At 49.4% G+C, this 21,228-nt stretch carries 20 protein-coding genes and 1 riboswitch; of the genes, 13 read left to right on the top strand and 7 right to left on the bottom strand.

Translation table 11 applies throughout. The features are described from left to right. Complete coding sequence (locus tag ABWO75_RS04665) at window positions 1–702, bottom strand: CoA transferase subunit A (protein WP_353183063.1); 702 nt, start codon at window positions 700–702, stop codon at window positions 1–3. A 651-nt stretch (window positions 703–1,353) separates the two neighbouring features. Beyond that, window positions 1,354–2,595: an MFS transporter gene (locus ABWO75_RS04660; protein WP_353183061.1), complete on the bottom strand. Its 1,242-nt coding sequence runs from the start codon at window positions 2,593–2,595 to the stop codon at window positions 1,354–1,356. A gap of 221 nt (window positions 2,596–2,816) precedes the next feature. On the opposite strand from ABWO75_RS04660, the gene ABWO75_RS04655 reads away from it, so the two are divergent. From ABWO75_RS04655 to ABWO75_RS04630, 6 genes are read left to right on the top strand one after another with little or no spacing between them, the layout of a single operon-like run. After that, complete coding sequence (locus tag ABWO75_RS04655; protein ID WP_353183059.1) at window positions 2,817–3,446, top strand: AlbA family DNA-binding domain-containing protein; 630 nt, start codon at window positions 2,817–2,819, stop codon at window positions 3,444–3,446. Between the two features lie 47 nt (window positions 3,447–3,493). Continuing rightward, on the top strand, window positions 3,494–3,937 hold the full coding sequence (locus tag ABWO75_RS04650) for a transposase (RefSeq protein ID WP_353183057.1): 444 nt from the start codon (window positions 3,494–3,496) through the stop codon (window positions 3,935–3,937). A 25-nt stretch (window positions 3,938–3,962) separates the two neighbouring features. Beyond that, window positions 3,963–4,610 carry an SCO family protein gene (locus ABWO75_RS04645; RefSeq protein WP_353183055.1) on the top strand — a complete coding sequence of 216 codons (648 nt, stop codon included), beginning with the start codon at window positions 3,963–3,965 and terminating at the stop codon, window positions 4,608–4,610. Next, the gene (locus tag ABWO75_RS04640; protein ID WP_353183053.1) at window positions 4,610–5,050 is read left to right on the top strand and encodes a c-type cytochrome; all 441 of its coding nucleotides are present in this window, start codon (window positions 4,610–4,612) and stop codon (window positions 5,048–5,050) included. Before ABWO75_RS04645 ends, ABWO75_RS04640 begins: the two co-directional genes overlap by 1 nt. Before the next feature lie 52 nt (window positions 5,051–5,102). Continuing rightward, entirely contained in the window at window positions 5,103–5,846 is a 744-nt protein-coding gene (gene fabG, locus ABWO75_RS04635; RefSeq protein WP_353183115.1) for a 3-oxoacyl-[acyl-carrier-protein] reductase, read from the top strand. Between the two features lie 24 nt (window positions 5,847–5,870). Continuing rightward, on the top strand, window positions 5,871–6,851 hold the full coding sequence (locus tag ABWO75_RS04630) for a long-chain-fatty-acid--protein ligase (protein WP_353183051.1): 981 nt from the start codon (window positions 5,871–5,873) through the stop codon (window positions 6,849–6,851). 3 nt (window positions 6,852–6,854) lie between these two features. Here the strand turns inward: ABWO75_RS04630 and ypfJ are convergent, their stop codons facing one another. Continuing rightward, a complete protein-coding gene (gene ypfJ, locus ABWO75_RS04625) occupies window positions 6,855–7,712 on the bottom strand; it encodes a KPN_02809 family neutral zinc metallopeptidase (RefSeq protein WP_353183048.1) in 858 nt (285 codons plus the stop codon). 68 nt (window positions 7,713–7,780) lie between these two features. Then, complete coding sequence (locus ABWO75_RS04620) at window positions 7,781–8,119, bottom strand: DUF3276 family protein (protein WP_257656747.1); 339 nt, start codon at window positions 8,117–8,119, stop codon at window positions 7,781–7,783. A 278-nt stretch (window positions 8,120–8,397) separates the two neighbouring features. On the opposite strand from ABWO75_RS04620, the gene ABWO75_RS04615 reads away from it, so the two are divergent. From ABWO75_RS04615 to ABWO75_RS04600, 4 genes are read left to right on the top strand one after another with little or no spacing between them, the layout of a single operon-like run. Continuing rightward, window positions 8,398–9,276, top strand: coding sequence for a LiaF transmembrane domain-containing protein (locus tag ABWO75_RS04615; protein ID WP_353183046.1), 879 nt, complete (start codon window positions 8,398–8,400; stop codon window positions 9,274–9,276). A gap of 31 nt (window positions 9,277–9,307) precedes the next feature. After that, a complete protein-coding gene (locus tag ABWO75_RS04610) occupies window positions 9,308–10,381 on the top strand; it encodes a sensor histidine kinase (RefSeq protein ID WP_353183044.1) in 1,074 nt (357 codons plus the stop codon). Continuing rightward, complete coding sequence (locus ABWO75_RS04605) at window positions 10,356–11,096, top strand: LytR/AlgR family response regulator transcription factor (protein ID WP_353183041.1); 741 nt, start codon at window positions 10,356–10,358, stop codon at window positions 11,094–11,096. Before ABWO75_RS04610 ends, ABWO75_RS04605 begins: the two co-directional genes overlap by 26 nt. Before the next feature lie 24 nt (window positions 11,097–11,120). Continuing rightward, entirely contained in the window at window positions 11,121–12,575 is a 1,455-nt protein-coding gene (locus tag ABWO75_RS04600; RefSeq protein ID WP_353183039.1) for a serine hydrolase domain-containing protein, read from the top strand. A 50-nt stretch (window positions 12,576–12,625) separates the two neighbouring features. Here ABWO75_RS04600 and ABWO75_RS04595 read toward each other — a convergent pair whose 3' ends face one another. Continuing rightward, complete coding sequence (locus tag ABWO75_RS04595) at window positions 12,626–15,181, bottom strand: ABC transporter permease (RefSeq protein ID WP_353183037.1); 2,556 nt, start codon at window positions 15,179–15,181, stop codon at window positions 12,626–12,628. Window position 15,182: 1 nt separating this feature from the next. Then, entirely contained in the window at window positions 15,183–15,878 is a 696-nt protein-coding gene (locus ABWO75_RS04590; RefSeq protein ID WP_257656753.1) for an ABC transporter ATP-binding protein, read from the bottom strand. 347 nt (window positions 15,879–16,225) lie between these two features. On the opposite strand from ABWO75_RS04590, the gene ABWO75_RS04585 reads away from it, so the two are divergent. Beyond that, window positions 16,226–18,412: a glutamine synthetase III family protein gene (locus ABWO75_RS04585; RefSeq protein WP_353183034.1), complete on the top strand. Its 2,187-nt coding sequence runs from the start codon at window positions 16,226–16,228 to the stop codon at window positions 18,410–18,412. A gap of 122 nt (window positions 18,413–18,534) precedes the next feature. Here ABWO75_RS04585 and ABWO75_RS04580 read toward each other — a convergent pair whose 3' ends face one another. Next, window positions 18,535–18,933, bottom strand: coding sequence for a DUF2721 domain-containing protein (locus ABWO75_RS04580; RefSeq protein ID WP_353183032.1), 399 nt, complete (start codon window positions 18,931–18,933; stop codon window positions 18,535–18,537). A gap of 136 nt (window positions 18,934–19,069) precedes the next feature. Further along, a riboswitch (SAM riboswitch) is annotated at window positions 19,070–19,183 on the top strand. A gap of 250 nt (window positions 19,184–19,433) precedes the next feature. Here ABWO75_RS04580 and ABWO75_RS04575 point away from each other — a divergent pair. Then, window positions 19,434–20,738: an O-acetylhomoserine aminocarboxypropyltransferase/cysteine synthase family protein gene (locus ABWO75_RS04575; protein ID WP_353183030.1), complete on the top strand. Its 1,305-nt coding sequence runs from the start codon at window positions 19,434–19,436 to the stop codon at window positions 20,736–20,738. A gap of 33 nt (window positions 20,739–20,771) precedes the next feature. After that, on the top strand, window positions 20,772–21,228 hold a 457-nt coding region (locus ABWO75_RS04570), incomplete at its 3' end, for an alpha/beta fold hydrolase (RefSeq protein ID WP_353183028.1).

Raw genomic sequence — 21,228 nt, 5'->3', positions numbered from 1 at the left:
TCAGGCTTTTTGACGGACAGTTCGTTGTTCAATCCGCTTTTCATAATCAACCCCCTGGAAAATCCGATGAACGTAAATACCGGGCGTATGGATCTGATCGGGATCAAGTGTCCCTGCTTCCACCAGCTCCTCTACCTCGGCCACGGTAATTTTACCGGCCATGGCCATCACCGGATTGAAATTGCGGGCTGTCATCCGATAGATAAGATTACCGGCTGTATCGCCTTTCCAGGCCTTAACCAATGCAAAATCGGCATCAAAGGCCATTTCCATGAGGTAATCCCGCCCGTGGAAACGGCGGACCTCCTTTCCTTCGGCAACCTCGGTACCCACGCCTGCGGGGGTAAAAACGGCCGGCATCCCATATCCCGCCGCCAGGCAGCGAGTGGCCAATGTACCCTGAGGCACCAGCTCTACTTCCAGTTCCCCGCTCAGGAGCTGCCGCTCAAATTCCGCATTCTCACCAACGTAAGAAGCAATCATTTTAGCTACCTGTCGATTCCGTAATAACATTCCGATACCAAAATCATCGACCCCGGCATTGTTTGAAATGCAGGTGAGGTTAGTTACCCCCTTCCGAGCCAGTTCCCGGATGCAGTTTTCGGGAATTCCGCATAAACCGAACCCGCCCAGCAGTAAGGTCATGCCGTCAGTAATATCGTGGAGGGCATCCGCCGCGTGATGTACCGTTTTATTGATCATCTGACGTCAATTGGTATCGTAGTACACAAGTTAGGAAAAAAAACGGCAGTATGCAAGTTGTACCGTGCTGAACCGGCCTGGAAATGTGGCGCATACAGTAATATGGAATTTTTCTAAATAAATTCGTTTTACTATCTTTGCAAACCATGAATGGAGTGTGTGATTTTGAATTAACGGACCGGCAGGCGACTTCGGCTTACTTCACCGATCCGGCCAGCCATAAAGGACTGAACCCCTGTCATCCGTTCTGCGGCTGCGATTTCAAGAAATGCTGTAAGAAGTATAAAAAGGGAAAACGCTGCAAGAAGTGTCCGAAACGCTGACAGCCGGCAGCCTGCTGGATTATTGAAAGAGCAGGCAAACGCGGCGGGCTAATTCGTCCATTGGCCAGTTTTTGGATATGTCAGGTCTACAGCGACGGGATATTCAACCCATTCGCTAAAAAATCGGGTACCGTATACCACGCTCTTTGCTTTAGGAAATCTGCATTCCAGCACCTGCAGGATTTCCATCCGACCGTCACCACACAGTAACATCTCATCCAGCACCCACCAACTCGTAAACGTTCGTTCGGTGCGGGGCGTCCGACAGGTCCGATTCGGCTGCTGAGAACAACCCCATAAGGATTTGTTTATCAGCAGATTTCATTGTTCATTCCTCAATATAATTTAAATCCTTATTAAAGCTTTCCTTTAGCTGGCTTAATGCAAAAATAGCTACTCCGGTCAGCAGGAAAACCATGACATAGGCGGCCGTAATGATGCCCAGGTGGTTCGCAAAAAACTCAAACAGTATGGTGGACGGAATCAATGCGCCGCGCACAAAATTCGGTGCGGTAGTAGCCACCGTAGCCCGTAGGTTGGTACCAAACTGTTCGGAAGCGATAGTAACAAACGTAGCCCAATAGCCGATGGCAATCCCCATGAAAAACGAGATCCAGTGGAAACGCTGCGGCGTCAGTCCCTCGCTGCTTAGGTACCAGACGGTTGATGCAATAATCAATAGCTGAAAAAGAAAAACGGCCAGTTTACGCGACTTGGTAAGCTGTGCGAGCAGCCCGGCGATGATATCGCCCAGGGAGATTCCCAAATAAGAAAACAGGATGCCTTTGCCGGCGCTCAGCGTAACGGGGGCGCCCAGTGCTTTGCCGAATTCAGGTGCCTGGGTAACCAGGATGCCAACAACAAACCAGATGGGCAATCCAATGAGTAAACAATAGATATACCGTTTAAACCGGTCGCCATCCGTAAAAAGCATACTCAGTTTTCCCTTGGCAACCTGCTGCGCATGCTCGACTCCCTTAAACAAGCCCGATTCAAATGTGCCCAATCGCAATACAAGCAACAGCAGCCCCATTCCCCCTCCCACGAGGTACGCATTGCGCCAATCAAACACTTCCGAAACATAATAAGCTACCGCAGCCCCTAGCACACCAACCGCCGCGATAATCATGGTTCCGTAACCGCGTTTGTCTTTACTCATACTTTCGCTTACCAGCGTGATACCCGCACCGAGTTCACCTGCCAGGCCGACCCCGGCGACAAAGCGGATCACGGCATACGTATGTATGTCGTTCACAAATCCATTGGCGATATTGGCCAGCGAATACATCAAAATAGAGCCGAAAAGCACTTTTACACGTCCAAACTTGTCGCCCAGCACACCCCATAAAATCCCGCCCAGCAACAATCCCCCCATCTGCATATTGAGCACGTATTCGCCGTCCATACGCATATCTGACTCCGGAATCCCGATATCACGGAAACTCTGTACGCGCACGATGGAAAAAATCACCAGGTCATAGATATCGACAAAATAGCCAAGGGCAGCAACTAATACCAATAGCAGGGTATTTTTTGTATGCGCACGCGCTTTCAGGTTTTCGTTGGTCATTTCAATAATACATAAACACCGCTAAAATAAAATTTTACGCGAAAAAAATCAGCATCGGCCAACACTTAAAAAAATGACCGGTACACCGACGGACAGGCACGGCGTTAAAACGTTTCCCCTTTTCAGATTTTCTGACTAAATTAGGCGGTAATCAATAAAACTGCATCATTATGATCGCGGGGAATGAAAATGATGGCCAGCTATAAAACAGACCACGGCACGTGACGATAAAAACATTAATACTGCAAGGCGAGGGCGAACAGCTTGATTTTAAAAACAAGATCAGCAGTTGTGAAAAAATTGCCAAGACACTGGTCGCTTTTGCCAACAATAAAGGAGGCAAACTATTGGTTGGCGTTGCCGATGACGGGATGGTCAAGGGAGTGAAAAATGAAGAGGAAGAAAAATACATGCTCCAGCGGGCGGGAAATCTGTATTGCCGGCCGGCCATTGAACCGAGTTTTGAGGAGGTGTACGTTGATGATAAGCTGGTGCTCGTGGTGGATATCGACGAGAGCGATACCAAGCCTCACTATGCACTTGACGAAAATAAAAATTGGTGGGTGTATATCCGGGTAGCTGACAAAAGCCTGTTGGCGGGCAAAGTAACCGTTGATGTGCTCCACCGGAAAAACGGCACAAAAGGTACTTTAATCCGATATACGGATAAGGAAAAGAAATTATTGGCCTACCTACAGGCGCACCCGAAGTCGCCTCTCCCGGAACTGTCAGCCAGTCTACGGCTTTCCAAACGGGAAATCCGGCAAATGCTCGTCAACCTGATTCTGGCTGACGTGATTACGGTCCACCACGATGATCATCAGGAATATTACGCTGAAAAATCAATATAAATGCGCCTATTTTGCCTATATTTGAAGCGTAAACAAGATTAACGCTCATGAAAAAAATTCCCACCGCCGGCTTTGCGCTCCTACTTTTTGCCGCATGTAATGGCGGAAGCAACGACGACGCCGAAATTAAACAATTACGCGACCAGGCGATTGCGGTACATGACGAGATCATGCCTCAGATCAGCACGTTCGACCGTAATACAGTCAGAATCGATTCCCTGCTGGATCATTTACCCCAGCTGAAGCAAACACATGCGAACCTGGATACCGCACAGGCCCGTACCGAGTTAACGGCCCTGAAAGGCAAACTGGAAAATGCCACCGATTCCATGATGGAATGGATGACAGATTTTGATACCGATCCACAAAATAAAACAGCTACGGAAATCAAAACCTATTATGAACAGGAGATTGATAAAGTCACTCAATTGAAGCAGGTCTTCGAAGAAGTAGCCAAGGAAAGTGCGGATCAATTGGCACCTTTCCAGTAAGTGGACTGTTTTTTTACAATATAACATGCAAAAAACTCATTTTATTGCGGGGTTATTCGGTCTTGCCATGGCCTTTAGCTCCGGATGCAGCGGCTCCGGCACGGAGAAGCTCCCCATATTAGGCTCACGTGAGCCGGTAGAAAAAGAAGTGGACGGAAAAATCGTGACCGACACCATATACCATCAGATTCCCGATTTTCAGCTGCTGAACCAGGACAGTGTACGCATCAGCAGCCAGCTGTTTGACAACAGCGTGTACATCGCCGACTTCTTCTTTACAAGCTGCCCGAGCATTTGCCCGATCATGCAGCGCAACCTGCTTGAAGTTTACAACGAGTATAAGGGCGACCCACGGGTGAAGTTCCTTTCGCACAGCCTCGACTTCAAGCACGATTCGCCGGCTGTATTGAAGGCTTATGCCCAGAAACTGGGTGTAACCAACGACCAGTGGCAGTTTGTTACGGGCACAAAGGCGGAGATCTATGGCCTGGCCGACAGCTATATGGTATACGCGAAAGAAGACAGCAATGTACCGGGAGGATTTGATCATTCGGGATATTTCCTGTTGGTAGACAAGGATAAACACATCCGGGGTGCCTATGACGGCACGGACAAAGCGCAGGTGGAATTGTTGCGGAGCGACCTGGAAATCTTGCTGAAAGCGAACGAATAATGCGAAGAAACGGCTACGTATACCTGGCTTTTGCCGCTTTATCCCTATACCTGCTACTGCAGTCGTGCCAGGGTGAAGAAGCGATACGGAAAGCACAGTACACGGCGAATGGCCAGAAATTGTATACCTCCCATTGTCAAAATTGCCACGGCGCTAAAGGCGAGGGACTCGGTGCCCTGTATCCGCCGCTTACCGACAGCAGTTACCTGCATGAACACCGGGACCAGCTGGCGTGCTTCATCAAGCACGGACTTTCGGGTCCCATCGAGGTTGGCGGAAAAGCGTTTAATGGGGAAATGCCGGCGATGCCGCAGCTCACCCCCATCGAAATTGCCTATATTCTTACCTATATCGGCAATACCTTTGGCAATACCGAAGGCTTTTATTCGCAGGAGGAAGTTCAGCAGGCACTGAAAATGTGTGAAAACACCGCACGTTAAGAACAGAAACATTTTGTTAAGTTTGCAGCCAACCTTAATGTAGAAAATAATGATGAAGTTACTCGAAGGAAAAACCGCATTGGTTACCGGCGCCTCCAAGGGAATTGGCCGTACAATCGCCCAAAAATTTGCCGAACAGGGTGCCAACGTGGCATTTACCTACCTGTCATCTGTGGAAAAGGGGCAGGCACTTGAGCAGGAGTTGCAGGCTTACGGCACCAAAATAAAAGGCTTCCGTTCAGATGCGTCCAAATTTGATGAAGCGGAGAAATTAATCGATTCCATTGTTTCTGAATTCGGCACGCTGGACATCGTGGTGAATAATGCAGGCATCACAAAAGACGGGCTCCTGCTCCGCATGACGGAAGCACAATGGGACGATGTGATTAATATTAACCTGAAGTCGGTATTTAATGTTACCAAAGCCGCTTCCAGGGTGATGATGAAAAACCGTAGCGGCGTATTCATCAACATGAGTTCGGTTGTGGGCGTACAGGGCAATGCCGGACAGGCCAATTACGCGGCATCAAAAGCAGGGATTATCGGCTTTTCCAAATCCGCGGCAAAAGAGCTCGGTTCACGGAATATCCGCACCAATGTAATCGCACCCGGCTTTATCCGCACAGAAATGACAGACGTCCTTGATCCCAAGGTGGTCGAAGGCTGGGAACAGGGCATCCCGCTCAAGCGGGCCGGCGAAACGGAAGACGTGGCAAATGCATGCCTGTTCCTCGCATCCGATCTTGCTTCCTACATCAACGGGCAGGTGCTTTCGGTATGCGGCGGAATGTTGTAAGTTAACCCATCCGTTCAGCTGGCTATGGATTTAGCAGATCGTATTTTCGCCATTAAATCCATTTCCGATTTCAACCGGGCTTGCCTGGAAGTATTTGCACTCCAGGCAAGCCGGTGTGCCGTTTACGCCGACTATCTATCACTCCTGGGTGTGGCACCAGAAGTCGTTCAATCCGTTGCTGCTATTCCTTTCCTGCCCATTGAATTTTTTAAGCATCATCGTGTATACTCAGCTGACCGGGATGCCGAGGTTGTATTCAGCAGCTCGGGGACGACGGGGAGCGTGCAAAGCAAACATTATGTGGCGGATGCCGCAATTTACCGGCAGAGTTTCCGTACGGCATTTGAACAATTTTACGGGCAGCCGCACGACCGCGCCGTACTGGCATTGCTTCCTTCCTATTCAGAAAGGGAAGGATCGTCGTTGATCTACATGGTCGACGACCTAATCCGGCAAAGCGACCACCCGCAAAGCGGTTATTTTCTGTATGATCATGGCGCGCTGCGTGACGCCCTGCTTGAACTGAAAGCCAGGGATGTCCCTACCCTATTGATTGGCGTCACTTATGCGCTGCTCGACTTTGTCGAAACCCATGGGGTCGATTTCCCTGGCCTTACCGTCATGGAAACCGGCGGCATGAAAGGCAGGCGGCGAGAAATGATCCGCGAAGAGGTGCACGAACGATTACGTAAGGGGTTTAACGTGGAACAAATCCATTCCGAATACGGAATGACCGAATTACTGTCGCAGGCTTACGCGGCCCGGGATGGCCGTTTTCTCCCTCCGCCCTGGATGAAAATCCTGATACGGGACACCAACGACCCGTTCAGCGGACTGGGCATTGGTAAAACCGGTGCCGTCAATGTGATTGATTTAGCCAATATACATTCCTGTGCATTCATCGCCACCCAGGATCTGGGAAAAATGCATGACGACGGAACCTTCGAAGTATTGGGTCGTTTCGATCAAAGTGATATCCGGGGATGCAACCTGTTGATCCAGTAGCTCCTATTGCAGGCTGGGATCGCTGAATGTATCGCCCTGGTTAACATCGCCGGTATCATACCCCTTCTTAAACCAGTAAGCGCGTTGCTCGGATGTACCGTGGGTAAATGCCTCGGGAACCACTCGTCCCTGCGCTTGCATCTGCAGGCGGTCATCGCCCACGGCGGCAGCGGCGTCCATGCCGTCGCGAATATCGTCATATTCCAGGCGGACTTCCGACTGCTTATTAGCGTGATGCGCCCAGACGCCCGCATAAAAATCGGCCTGCAGTTCCAGCATGACCTGAACCCGGTTATATTCCGTTTCGCTGAGCTGTTGCCTGGCAGCCTGTACACGGTCCATCGCACCGGTCAGCTTTTGGATATGGTGACCAACCTCGTGCGCCAGCACATAGGCCATGGCAAACTCGCCGGTTGCACCAAACCGATTCCGTAGCTCATCGTTAAAATCCAGATCGATGTATACCTTCTCGTCTGCCGGACAATAAAATGGGCCATAGGCTGATGCACCCATGCCACACCCACCGGTTTGTGTACCATCGCGATAGAGCACCAATGTAGCGGGCCGGAAATCTTCTCCGGCTGTTGCGTAGATCGTGCCCCACACGTCTTCGGTGCTGGCCAGCACCACCCGCACGAATTCGGTTAGTTCAGCCTCCTCGGCACTGATTTCAACAGGTCCACTCGTTTGTGTATCCGTTGTCTGCAACTGTTGGAGCAGCTGCTGGGGATCCCCGCCCAGGAAAAGGCCGATGAGCAGGACCACGATCCCGCCAACACCCCCAAGCGCGAGCTTTCCACCGGACGACATTCCTCTGCGGTCCTCAAAATTGGAGCTTTGTCTACTGCCTTTCCAACGCATAATCAATTGGTTTAATAAAAAAAAGCCTCACAGCATTGCAAGGCTCCCCGTTAGTCTATTATTTCCGGTTAAAAAGAAAATTCATCTTTTGAATCCCCGTCTTCTTCTGCAGTCAATGCGCCGTTATCATAACCCGGCTCGTAGCGTTTCTCTACGACCTCCTGATTGGCTTTAATATATTCTACCACATCATTCAGCCCTTCCGCAAATTTTTCAAAATCCTCTTTATATAAGAATATTTTGTGCTTAATGAATACGCCGTCTTCAAACCGTTTCTTGCTTTCTGTGATGGTAACATAGTAGTCATTAGACCGGGTTGCCTTCACATCAAAAAAATAAGTCCGCTTTCCTGCCCTTACTTTTTTTGAAAAAACCTCTTCACGCTCTTTGTTGTCAAAATCTCCCATTGTTAAGCTTATTTAATTGTTTTGTTCTCAGAATCGGGATAAATATAAAGGAAATCCTTTGATTAATACAACTATTTGCAAAAAATAAAAATATTTTTAGACACGGATAAACACATGCTTTTAGGGCCGCTAATCGTGCACTAAACACGCCGTTAGCCGAGAAAAAAAGCCGTTTCACCGAGCTTCGTCAATGGATCGCCTAATAATCATTGTACATCGGAAGAAATTGGGTTACCTTTGAAATGTATGCCCCCGAAGGCGAATAACTAAACAAACAAATGAATAAACAACAGCATCCCAGGCACAGCGGCACGAGTTCCGGCAGAATGTGGGCGGGAATCATTATCGTGGCCATCGGCGCGGTACTCCTCGCGGGTAAACTTGACATGGACTGGCTTGTGCCTGATTGGTTGATCAGCTGGCCCATGGTACTTGTCGTCATCGGCCTGGTTATCTGTGGAAAATCGAATTTCAAAAACCCTGCGGGGTTCATGATGCTCGGAATCGGCGTTTTCTTTCTCATCCAACGAATCACCCATTTTAATATGGGTCCGTTTCTCTGGCCGTTAGTCATTATCGGGATTGGTCTTTGGCTGCTGCTGGATAAGCGCCGCGGGCATCACCCATTCCGCGACCGGCCGGGCCGGGGTCGCACGCGGCCGGATGATTACAGGTGGGATAAACGGGTGCCCGACGACGCCGACGGCAACCAGCCCCCTCCCGGAAATGAAGGAACTGCCGGCGCTTTTGCCGGTCCGGAGGCCGAGGGCACCTTTGATCAGCCGGAGGACAGAAAAAATAAAACCAATTTTACTACCGATGATTACGTGAAATCCACCGCTGTATTCAGCGAGGTGAAGAAAATTGTGATATCCAAAAACTTCACCGGCGGCGAGCTAGTCAATATTTTCGGCGGCACGGACATCAACCTGATACAGGCCGATATCCAGTCGCCGGTGATCATTGATATTTTCCAGCTGTTTGCCGGTACCAAGATCATTGTGCCGGCACATTGGAAGATCCAATCTGAAGTCGTGTCCGTCTTCGGCGAGGTAGATGACCGACGGTTTATCCAGGGCATTCCCCAGGACGAACAGCGGACGGTTTACATCAGGGGAACATCTATATTCGGAGGTGTTACCATCAAAAGCATATAACCGCATCCATGAACCGGAAAGAACGTAGTCAGTGAATACCACACCATACACTTCTTCCAAACAACGATTGGTCAACATCAGCTGTTTTATCATCTGGGTTGCTTATGCATTAATCCAGACCGGTTTACTGTGGTGGTTCGACTCCGATTTTGAATTTGCCCTGCACGATAGCCTGATCAGCGCCACGTGGATCACGCTGTGCTGTTATATTATTGCCAACGCCTTGAATTATTACCTTCCAAGGAAAGAAAAATTCGGGTATATTGTTGTTTGGGGACTGGTACTGGCGGCAATCAGTATCTCGGCTACCCGGTGGACGTTGTTGTACATCGTTCCGGACCAGGCTTATCTTGCCAGGCTGGACACTTCTCTCCCACTGCGGTTCTTCATCAATTCGCTGCTGATCGCCTGGATGGCCATGATTAATATCCTGTGGAACATTCAGCAGGAATACAAGGAAAATGAACAGCGTAAAGCCGATGCCGAACGGCTTGCCCGTGAAGCCGAACTTTACAACCTGCGGCAACAGCTGCAGCCGCACTTCCTGTTCAACAGCCTTAATTCCATTATCGCGCTCATTGGGCGAAAGCCGGAAGAGGCCCGGAATATGACATTTCAGCTTTCCGACTTCCTTCGGGGTACCCTGCGTAAAGACGACCAGCAATTTATTCCCTTTAAAGACGAATTGGACCACCTGCAACTATACCTTGAGATTGAAAAGGTCCGGTTTGGCCATCGACTGACGACACAGCTAACCTATTCCGAAGAATGTCACGCGATGGAACTGCCTGCGATGATTATACAGCCCCTGGTTGAGAACGCCATCAAATTCGGGCTTTATGACACCACGGGGAACGTGATGATCAGTGTTGACGGAGCATGTGAGGATCAGTTGTTGGTTATCCGGGTAAAAAACCCATACGACAGCAAGAACAACAATCCGCGGAAAGGTACCGGTTTCGGATTGCGGGGAGTCCAGCGGCGCTTATTTTTATTATTTGGGCGTACAGACCTGTTGGAAACCAATGCCACAAAACATATCTTTACCAGCATCATACGTATACCCCAGAAATACCCACATGATCAAGGCGATACTGGTAGATGACGAGCCGCTGGCGCGCAGCATACTGAGTGAATACCTGGAAGGTTATCCACAAGTGGAGATCGTGGCCGAGTGCAACGACGGATTTGAAGGCGCCAAGGCGATTATGCAGCATCAGCCCGATGTTGTCTTTCTGGATATCCAGATGCCGAAAATCAATGGCTTCGAGCTGCTGGAGATCATTGACGTAAAGCCATTCATCATCTTTACAACGGCATTTGATGAATACGCCATCCGGGCTTTTGAACAGCACGCGGTTGACTACCTGCTTAAGCCGATCACAAAAAAGAGATTCGATGAGGCAATGGCCAAGCTGCTCGACCGTAAGCCATTGCAGGGTGTGGGCGACGCTACCCAACAACTATTAGACGACGTATCGCATTCGCCGAGGCTGGAACGCGTGGTTGTAAAAACCGGCCATGCCATCAAAATCATTCCCGTGGAAAGCATCATCTACCTGGAAGCGGATGACGATTATGTACGGATACATACCAGTGATGGTACGTACCTGAAGAATAAAACAATGGCTTCCTTCGAAAGGCAATTAAACCCGATGCAGTTTGTCCGCGTACACCGCTCCTTCCTGATCCGGGTCGCGCATATTACCCGCCTCGAATCATACGAAAAGGAAGGGTACCTTGCCATTCTTGATACGGGACAGAAAATCAATGTCAGCAAAACCGGCTATGCACGCCTCAAACAATTATTAGGAATGTAATCCGGATTCCTGTAATTTTGCTGTATGTTTAAAACCGTAAATCGCATTTGCTGCTTCCTGCTGCTGCTCTTACCCATTGCCACCATTACCCTTGCACAAGAGGAGGAAGCTCGACAACAAATCAACCAGGCTGTATTCAATAAAGTGGAATATCATTTCAACCTACAGGAAACCGATTCCATTTATGCGTTGGCCAGCGCCAAGTTCAAACAGTCATTATCGGCCGAAGCCTTCCGAACGGTGATGGAACAGCAGCTTTATCCGTTGGGTCGAATACAATCGGCCGAGATGATCGGTTATGAGAAAAACGCAGGCACTTATAAACTGAACTTTATCAGTGCCCCTCAGCAATTGGTGCTGGGATTGGACAGCGCAAATAACATCGAGACATTTTTGTTCCAACCCTATAAACAGCCGCTTCCGGCACAGACGGGTCCGGTCGTTCCGGCCAGTACCGCAGCATCCGGCCTCGATCGCTTTGTTGACTCCGTTGCCCTTGGCTATTCCCGGAAAGGGAACACACATGCGCTGGCCATTGGCATTATCAGCAACGGGAAGACCCACAGTTATTTTTATGGAGAGACCGAAGCGGAGAACAAACGGTTACCCGATGAAAACACGTTGTTTGAAATCGGTTCTATTACGAAAACGTTTACTGCCACATTACTGGCTTATTTTGCACAGCAGGAACTTCTTAATTTAGACGACCCCATTACCAAGTACCTGCCCGATTCGCTGGCAGTTAATCCCAGCCTTCAGCAAATCACACTGAAGCAGCTGGCCAATCATACATCGGGCTTGCCGCGGCTACCCGCCAATCTGGAACGCATGGCCGCAGCACATCCCGGCAACCCATACGAAGGTTATACACGTGCGCATTTATATGCTTTCCTTAAAACCTACGAAGCTGACATAGCACCCGATTCCATATACGCATACAGCAACCTCGGGTACGGCATACTTGGCGATATCCTGTCGACAGTAAGCGGAAAATCATTTGCAGAACTGGTCCGGGAAATAATTGGAACACCGCTGGAGCTGAACAACACAACCGCACAACCCGATACCGCCCAACAGTATCTTGCAAAAGGCTACAACGAAAAGGGAACTGAAACGCCGCATTGGACATTCAACGAACCCATGACCGCAGTAAGGTCCCTGAAGTCCACCGTTTCCGACCTATTACGTTATACCAGGGCCCATTTCAAGCTACCCGAAACAGCCCTGGAAAACGCACTGGCCTTAACGCGTGAATTTACCTTTTTTACGCCACCTGATACCGATATTGGCCTGGCCTGGCAGATGAACCTTATCGGCGGAAGCCTGACGTACCGCCACTCAGGTGAAACAGGCGGAAGCAGCAGTTTTGTTGCCTTCTCTCCCGATCGGAGAGTGGCTATTGTGGTGCTGTCCAACACAGCGGAACCGGTAAGCCCTACTGCGGCGGCCATCCTGGACTATATCCTGAATATGCCTTAACGCAGAAAGCCGTTTAATTCAATGGCGGGCATTTAAAATGCTTATTGTGGTTAGCTGTCCCGGCGGAGGATTTCCAACGGCGGCCGGTTAATCACACCCCGGCTATTCAGCAGCCCAATCACGACAGTCGATGCCGTGACACACACTAACAGGAGCGCCATTGTCACGATATCGGGCGCAAAGGGTACTTCAAAGCTGAAAAAGGCCAACGCCCAGCCGCCAGTAAGCGCCAGAAAAATACCGACAAGCGAAGCAATCAGGCCCAGGAAAAGATACTCCAGCGCGGTAATGGCCAGCAGTTGCCGCTGGGAGGCTCCCATCGTACGCAGCAGTACATTTTCCCGCATCCGTTGATACTTACTGATCATGACCGAAGCAATCAGTACGACGAAACCGGTCAGGATACTGAACCCGCCCATAAAGCGGATGACGAAACCGATCTTCTCCAGAATTTCATCCAGTATGGACAGAATAAGTCCCAGGTCGATAATGGATACGTTGGGAAACTGCTGCACCACAGCCTGCTGTATCCTTGCGGAGGTTGCTTCGTCGGGTACACGGGTCATCAGCACATGGAACTGCGGGGCATGATCGATAACACCAACGGGGAAAATCAGCCTGAAATTGGTCTGGACCCGGTTCCAATCGACCTCCCGGAAGCTGCCTACCACAGCCGGAACACGCACTCCCTGTACATTGAACAGCAGGCTGTCCCCTATTTTAACGTGAATACGTTCCGCATAGTCCGTTTCCAGCGATACGATGGCAGGACCTCCCTTGTCCACGCGGCCCACCCATTTACCGGCGGTAATCTTTTCTGAATCACTTAATTGCTCGCGGTAAGTCACCCTAAGCTCGCCACCTAACGCCCTACGGGATACCTCCAGGGTGCTGTCCCGTCGCGCGTCGTCCGCGGTTATTCCGTTGATGGCTTCAAGCTGGACCGTGATAATGGGCACCTCGTCCAATACCGGCAATTGCTGTTCTCGCACCAACCGGGCAACGTCGGCGCGCTGCGACGACTGGATATCAAACAACACCATGTTCGGCTGATTTTCACTTGACGACAGCGTAACCCGGGCAATCAGCATGTGCTGCACCAAAAACAGCAGGGCAATAAAAGCCGTACCCAATCCGATAGCTACTACGAGAATCGCGGTCTGATTGTTCGGGCGAAAGAGGTTCGAGAGCCCCTGGCGCCAGAGGTAACTCCATGAAGCCGGGAAAAACCGCCTAACCAATGAAATCAGTAGATTCGCAGCAGCATACAGGAGCAGGAATGCGGCAACTACACCCGCGGTAAAGCTGAGGGTTTCCACCAGTCCGTCCAATTGTAGAAAGGCGTAACCAAATATAAAAAATACGATCAGGCCATAAACCATCCAGCTCCATTTGTCCCTGGTGATATGGGGCACATCAAGCGACACACGGAGTGTATTCAGCGGCGTAAAGTTCCGGATACGGATTAACGGCAGTAACGCAAACAGGACCGATATCCAAATACCCAGGCCAACGCCCTGGACGATGGACCACCAGGAGATCTCGCTGCTTATTGATACCGGTAAAAAATCGCGGAATACAATAGGCAGTAACTGCTGGATGAGTGTCCCCAGCAGCGCCCCGATCAGGGATCCCAGAAAGCCGATCCCGAGCACCTGGATCAGGTAAATCAAAAATGCCTGCAAGGCAGTTGCCCCCAAACACCGCAGTATAGCAATACTATGGAGTTTCTCCTTAATATAGATATGAATGGCACTCGACACGCCAATACAACCCAGCAACAATGCTACAAAACCCACCAGCGACAGAAAATTATTCATATCGGCAAATGACCGGCCGGTTTCCCGCTTCTGTGAGGCAATGGTTTCGGAATCTATGCGCTGAATCTCCAGTATGGAATCCAGTTCACTGACGAGCGCATCTGCATCCACGCGGCCGTCAAACTGAAAATAATAATCGTAATTGATCCGGCTTCCTTTTTGATTCAGTCCTGTTGCCGGCAGGTCAGCCAGCGGAATAAAGACCGCCGGGGCCACTGAAGTGGAAATACCATTTTGCCCCGGGGCACGTTGCAGTATCCCGGCAATGGCAAAAGATACACTGCCCACCTTTATCGAGTCGCCTACCTGTGCATCAAACTGCAACATCAATGTTTTATCCACCAATGCCTGTCGGCCCTGACGAAATGCGGTTCCAGCCGCCTGCGGTACGGTTTCCAGCTCACCATAATAGGGGAAATCGCCTCCCAGTGCACGCACCTGTACGAGTCTTGTCCCCCCGTTCCGCTGAAACATCACCATCGAAGCAAACTGCTGTTCTTCGGAAACCGACCGGCTCAGCTGCCGGATTGAGTCGACAATTGCCTCGCCCTCGTCGGTCAGGATGCGATTGGTATGTAGCACCAGGTCGGCACCAATCAATGTGGCCGCCTGGTTATCGATATCTTTTTCCAGGTTATCGCCAAATGAATAAATGGCAACTAGGGCTGCAATGCCGATGATAATCGAGGATACAAATAAAAAAAGGCGGGATCGGTTTCTACGGCTATCGCGCCAGGCCATCTTAACCAGCCACGCTAAACCTGTATGATATGGACTTGGCTGCATATTACGAGTTACCGGTTTGTGTCGGTGTGTCAGAAAGGATAGCGCCACCCTTCATGCGGATAACCCGCTGGGTTCGCGCGGCCAACTCGGGGTCGTGGGTTACAAGCACCAGTGTGGTACCCGTGTCTTCGTTCAATGCAAACAACAAGCGTTCGATGTGTTCGCTGGTATCCGCATCCAGGTTTCCGGTAGGTTCATCGGCAAAAAGAATCTTCGGCGAATTGGAAAACGCTCTTGCAATGGAAATCCGTTGCTGTTCGCCTCCGGATAATTGCAGAGGATAATGATGTCCACGATCGGCCAGTCCCACTTTATCTAGTAATGAAAGGGCCTTCGCCTTACCATTCCGCTCGCCACGCAGTTCGAGCGGGACCATGATATTTTCAAGCGCAGTCAGCGTTGGCAGCAGTTGAAAATTCTGAAACACAAACCCTACGTGGCGGTTACGTACGCCTGCCCGTTCATCCTCCGTCAATTTGTCCAGTACAATACCGTTCAAGACAATACTTCCGGTTGTCACCCTATCGAGCCCAGCACACAATCCCAGCAGGGTGGTTTTACCACTGCCGGAAGGACCAATAATGGCAGCGGTGGATGCTTCCTCGATTTCAAAATTAATATCATGTAAAACCGTCAACGATTGTCCCCCGCTCCGGTATGCCTTGCTAACCTGGTTAACACTTAAACTGATTGCCACGTATTTATTTTTAAATTCAACATTGCGTAAAAATACACGATTTGATAATAGCTGACGAAAGCCCAGCTAAAATAATACAATTCCAGCACGCTTGGACGCGTGAGCTTATATGTTTCAATTCACAAAGTCGGAATGTTTATCGCTGTATTTAATTCATTCATTCAACAAAAACAGTTATTCACTCCCGAAAACCCATCAAAAAATCAACAAAAACACAAAATGAGCATCAATAATTATAAATATTTATGTTTTCATTAAATAATTTGATGAAATATGAATTTTTTTTTCGATAATTGATCGAAATTTTAAAAATATCAGTAAAACAATAAAAAAATAAAAATAAAAAAATGTCAGGACTAAGATTTAAGGCAGTCGAAGCTGCCATTTCCCGCTTAGACAGCATCAAAACAAGAGAAAAAATCAAACCTTCTCAGGATTTCGGAAGAAACGTATTCACTACGTCTAAGATGAAGGATTACCTTCCGAAAAATGCGTATGAGGAATTGATTGAGACGGTTGATGCCGGTCGTTCCATCAGCCATGACCTGGCAGAGCACATTTCACAGGCAATGAAAAGCTGGGCGATTGGGCACGGCGCAACACACTACACACATTGGTTTCAGCCGCTGACCGGGGCAACAGCAGAAAAACACGACGCATTTTTTGAACCGTTACCCGATGGATCGGCCATTGAGAAATTCACGGCCAGCGCGCTGGTCCAGCAGGAGCCCGATGCATCCAGTTTCCCAAGCGGCGGGATCCGCAACACCTTTGAAGCACGCGGCTATACCGGGTGGGACCCCTCCTCTCCCGCATTTATTTTTGAGACCGGCGGCAGCAAAACGCTTTGCATTCCGACCATTTTTGTATCGTACACCGGTGAAGCACTGGATTATAAAGCTCCCCTGCTGAAAACGATGAACGCCCTGGATAAAGCAGCCGTGGACGTAGCCGGTTTTTTCGACAAATCAGTAACCAAAGTATTTGCATCCCTGGGCATCGAGCAGGAGTATTTTCTGGTTGACCTTTCACTCTTCAACGCACGGCCCGACCTGCAATTTACCGGACGCACTTTATTTGGACACATGTCAGCAAAAGGCCAGCAGCTGGAAGACCACTATTTCGGTGCGATACCGGAGCGTGTACTGGCATTTATGGTTGACCTGGAACAGGAGGCGCTTAAATTAGGTATTCCATTAAAAACACGCCATAATGAGGTAGCCCCCTCGCAATTCGAATGTGCGCCGATGTTCGAGGAAATTAACCTGGCCATCGACCACAACCAACTCCTGCTAAACCTCATGGACCAAGTGGCACTCCGTCATAAGTTCAAAGTATTAATCCACGAGAAGCCCTATGCAGACATCAATGGTTCGGGCAAGCACAATAACTGGTCGCTGATTACCAACACCGGGATCAACCTGTTGTCCCCTGGCAAGACCCCGAAGAATAACCTGATGTTCCTGACGTTTTTTGTTAACGTCATCAAAGCCGTACACGAGTACGCCGATTTGTTACGGGCATCCATCGCCAGCGCAAGCAACGACCATCGCCTCGGTGCAAATGAGGCTCCGCCGGCAATCATTTCCATTTTCCTGGGCAGCCAGCTCAATGCCGTACTGGACGAAGTGGAAACCGCACGGGTAGCCAAAAAGGTCAAGTCAGAAAACATGCTTTGGCATGGCATTCCGAAAATTCCGGAGCTGCAACTGGACAATACCGACCGCAACCGTACTTCGCCGTTTGCGTTTACGGGAAATAAATTCGAGTTCCGCGCCGTAGGTTCGTCTGCCAACAGCGCCGAGCCAATGACCGTACTGAATGCCATTGTCGCTAATCAGCTGATCGAATTCAAATCAGAGGTTGACAAGCAGATCAAAAAGGGCACCAAGAAAGACCTGGCGCTGCTGAATGTTGTACGCAAATACATCAAGGAGTCCAAGGCCATTCGCTTTGAGGGCAACGGATATAGCCAGGCATGGGAAGATGAAGCGCAAAAACGCGGACTTTCCAACATTAAGACTACACCGAAAGCGCTGGATGTATATGTCAGTGAAAAAACAGAGAAATTATTCGAAAAACTGAACATCTTCAACAAACGCGAAGGTGAAGCACGCCACGAAATCCTATTGGAGAATTACTTCAAAAAAATCCAGATAGAGGCCCGTGTTATCGGTGAAATCGTGAACAGCCTGATTGCGCCGGCAGCATTTGATTACCAGAACGATTTAATTGTGAATGTTAAGGGACTGAAGGAACTGGGTTTTAAAGATGGTGCATATGGCTCGCAATTAAACCTTATCGAACGCATCTCGAGCCACATCAACACCATTCTTCTAGATGCGGAAGCGATGCGCCAGGAACGTAAAAAAGCCAACGTGTTGGAAGATATGCGCGACAGGGCCATTGCCTATGACGAAAAGGTAAAGCCTTATTTTGACAAAATCCGCTACCACCTGAACAAGCTCGAACAGATCGTGGATGACCGCAAATGGCCGCTGCCTAAGCTGCGCGAGTTGTTGTTCGTCAGGTAATTTAGTTTTGTAACTAACCATCCGATAAACTTAAATGAGCGAACCGCCTCCAAATGGAGGCGGTTTTTTTGCTGGTTGCTCGTCGGAACTATGTCGCGTTTTTAAACAAAACCGGCAAGCCATTAACCATCCTCTTCCATATCGCTCAACTCCAGCTCCAGCGCCTTGTTGCTCAACTGGATTTCAAGCAGGGAAATCATCAATGAAATGGTAAAGAACAGGAGGCTCAGCGCAAAGGTAAGTTCCGAAAGGTAGTCCTGCTCCCGATAAATGCAATACATACACGCAATGCAGGAAACAAAGCTGAGCACACCCATGGCCTGCATGTTCTTGATCAGTTTTAATCGGTACCGAAGATTCTTGATCTGCCCGTGCAATACGCCGCTTTTCTGATGATCAAGATACTTCGCATGTAAACTCCGCACCAGCGCCGCCAATGCCAGAAACCGGTTTGTATAAGCCAGCATGATCAGGCTGATCGCTGGAAAAAGCAATGCGGCGGTATTAAATGAAATCTTCATAGGTGATCATGTTAGCGATAATGACAATTTAGCTGCCACAAAAAAATCAAAAAAACCTTGCACAACCAAATCGGGCGGCTTATCTTTGTTCCATTGTGTGGTTACACACAAAAATCAATTCCTTTTCCGGGATCTTGATTTATAAAGAAGTGGCGAGAGACTGGCTCCGTGACCCACTGGCAACCATTCACATCGTTGAAAAAGGTGCCAATTCCTGTCCCGATCAATATCGCTTGGGAGCATATAAATTAACAGACAATGAATATCCGCTTAATTAACAGTAAATCAGCCACCCAAAAACTGGCGCATCAAGCAAACACACCGGTCTGTAGTATCATTCCGAACCGGCGAATGTGTGGCAGTACGGCGCACATTGGCTGTCCGTGCTGTTAATCCAACAATACATGCAACCAATAACCGGCCTATCCCCGTTGGGTGATATGCGCTATACTTTTTATATTAAATTATCTACTTTTAAATAAACAATAAAAACATACAACATGGCAAATGAAAATCTAAAATTTGAAACATTACAGGTACACGCCGGACAGGAAGCAGATCCCACCACAGGCTCCAGGGCCGTACCGATTTACCAGACGACTTCGTTCGTATTCAATAACGCTGAGCATGGCGCCAACCTATTTGCACTCAAGGAATTTGGCAACATCTACACACGGATTATGAACCCGACGACCGACGTATTCGAAAAACGCGTCGCTGCATTGGAAGGCGGAGTAGCCGGATTGGCGGTCGCCTCCGGTCAATCGGCACAGTTTATTGCCCTCACCAATATTCTGGAAAGCGGTGAAAATTTCGTTACCACATCGAGTTTATATGGAGGTACTTATAACCAGTTCAAAGTATCATTTAAACGACTGGGCATTGAAGCAAGGTTTGCAAAAGATGACAGTCCGGAAAACATTGAGGCGGCCATTGACGATAAAACCAAAGCCATTTACGCGGAAACCATCGGCAACCCCAGCTATAGCATTCCGGATTTTGAGCGTATTGCAGCTATTGCGAAAAAATATGATTTACCATTGATCGTCGACAATACATTCGGTGCTGCAGGCTATCTTTTCAAACCACTGGAACACGGTGCCCACGTGGTGGTCCAGGCGGCCACAAAGTGGATTGGCGGTCATGGAACCAGCATTGGCGGTATCATCGTGGACGGTGGAAACTATAATTGGGGGAACGGCAAATACAAGCAATTCAGCGAACCTTCTGAGGGTTACCATGGATTGGTGTTCAGCGACGTATTCGGTGTGGACAGTCCGCTCGGGAATATTCAGTTCATCATCCGCGCGCGTGTAGAAGGACTTCGTGATTTCGGTCCGGCTCTATCCCCATTCAACGCATTTCTGCTGTTACAGGGACTTGAAACACTGTCATTACGCGTACAACGTCACGTAGACAACACCCTGGAAATTGCTACCTGGCTGGACAGCCACCCGGATGTTGAAAAAGTGAACTATCCCGGCCTGAAAAACAACCCGAACCATGCTAATGCACAGAAATACCTGAAAAATGGTTTCGGCAGCGTGCTCTCTTTTGCCATCAAGGGTGGGGCAGACAAGGCCAATGCACTGATAGACAACCTGAAACTGATCAGCCACTTGGCCAACGTAGGCGACACCAAAACGCTTATTATTCACCCTGCTGCCACGACGCACCAACAGCTTAGTGCCCAGGAACAGCAGGAGGCAGGTGTTTATCCGGGTGAATTGCGGCTGGCTGTTGGCATTGAACATGTCGATGACATCAAGGCAGACCTGCAACAGGCGTTTGACAAAATTAAATAAAGGGCACATAGTGCCCTCCCCTTTTACCGTGCAATGAGCATAGCAAACACGTTCAGGTACCCTAACGCATTCAGGCTGGAGAGCGGAAAACACCTCCAGAGCCTGGAGATCGCTTACCACACCTATGGACAGTTAAATGCCGCAAAAGACAATGTGGTATGGGTCTGCCATGCATTAACGGGCAACTCGGACGTGTTCGATTGGTGGCCGGGCTTATTCGGCACGCAGGACCTGTTTAATCCGCGTGAGCATTTCATCATCTGCGCCAATGTTATCGGATCGCCATACGGTACCACCAATCCGCTCAGCACCGATCCGGTCACGGGTCAGCCTTTTTATTTATCTTTCCCGCAATTTACGGTCCGCGACCTGGCCGCCGCACATCAGCTACTGGCCGATCACCTGGGTATCGAAAAGATTGCGCTGGCTATCGGCGGGTCCCTGGGCGGCCAGCAGGCGCTGGAGTGGGCAATTACCGATCCGGAGCGGA

The organism is Parapedobacter lycopersici, assembly GCF_040395035.1.
In the GTDB taxonomy this organism is placed as follows: domain Bacteria; phylum Bacteroidota; class Bacteroidia; order Sphingobacteriales; family Sphingobacteriaceae; genus Parapedobacter; species Parapedobacter lycopersici_A.
This window is presented reverse-complemented; position numbering and strand designations above follow the sequence as displayed.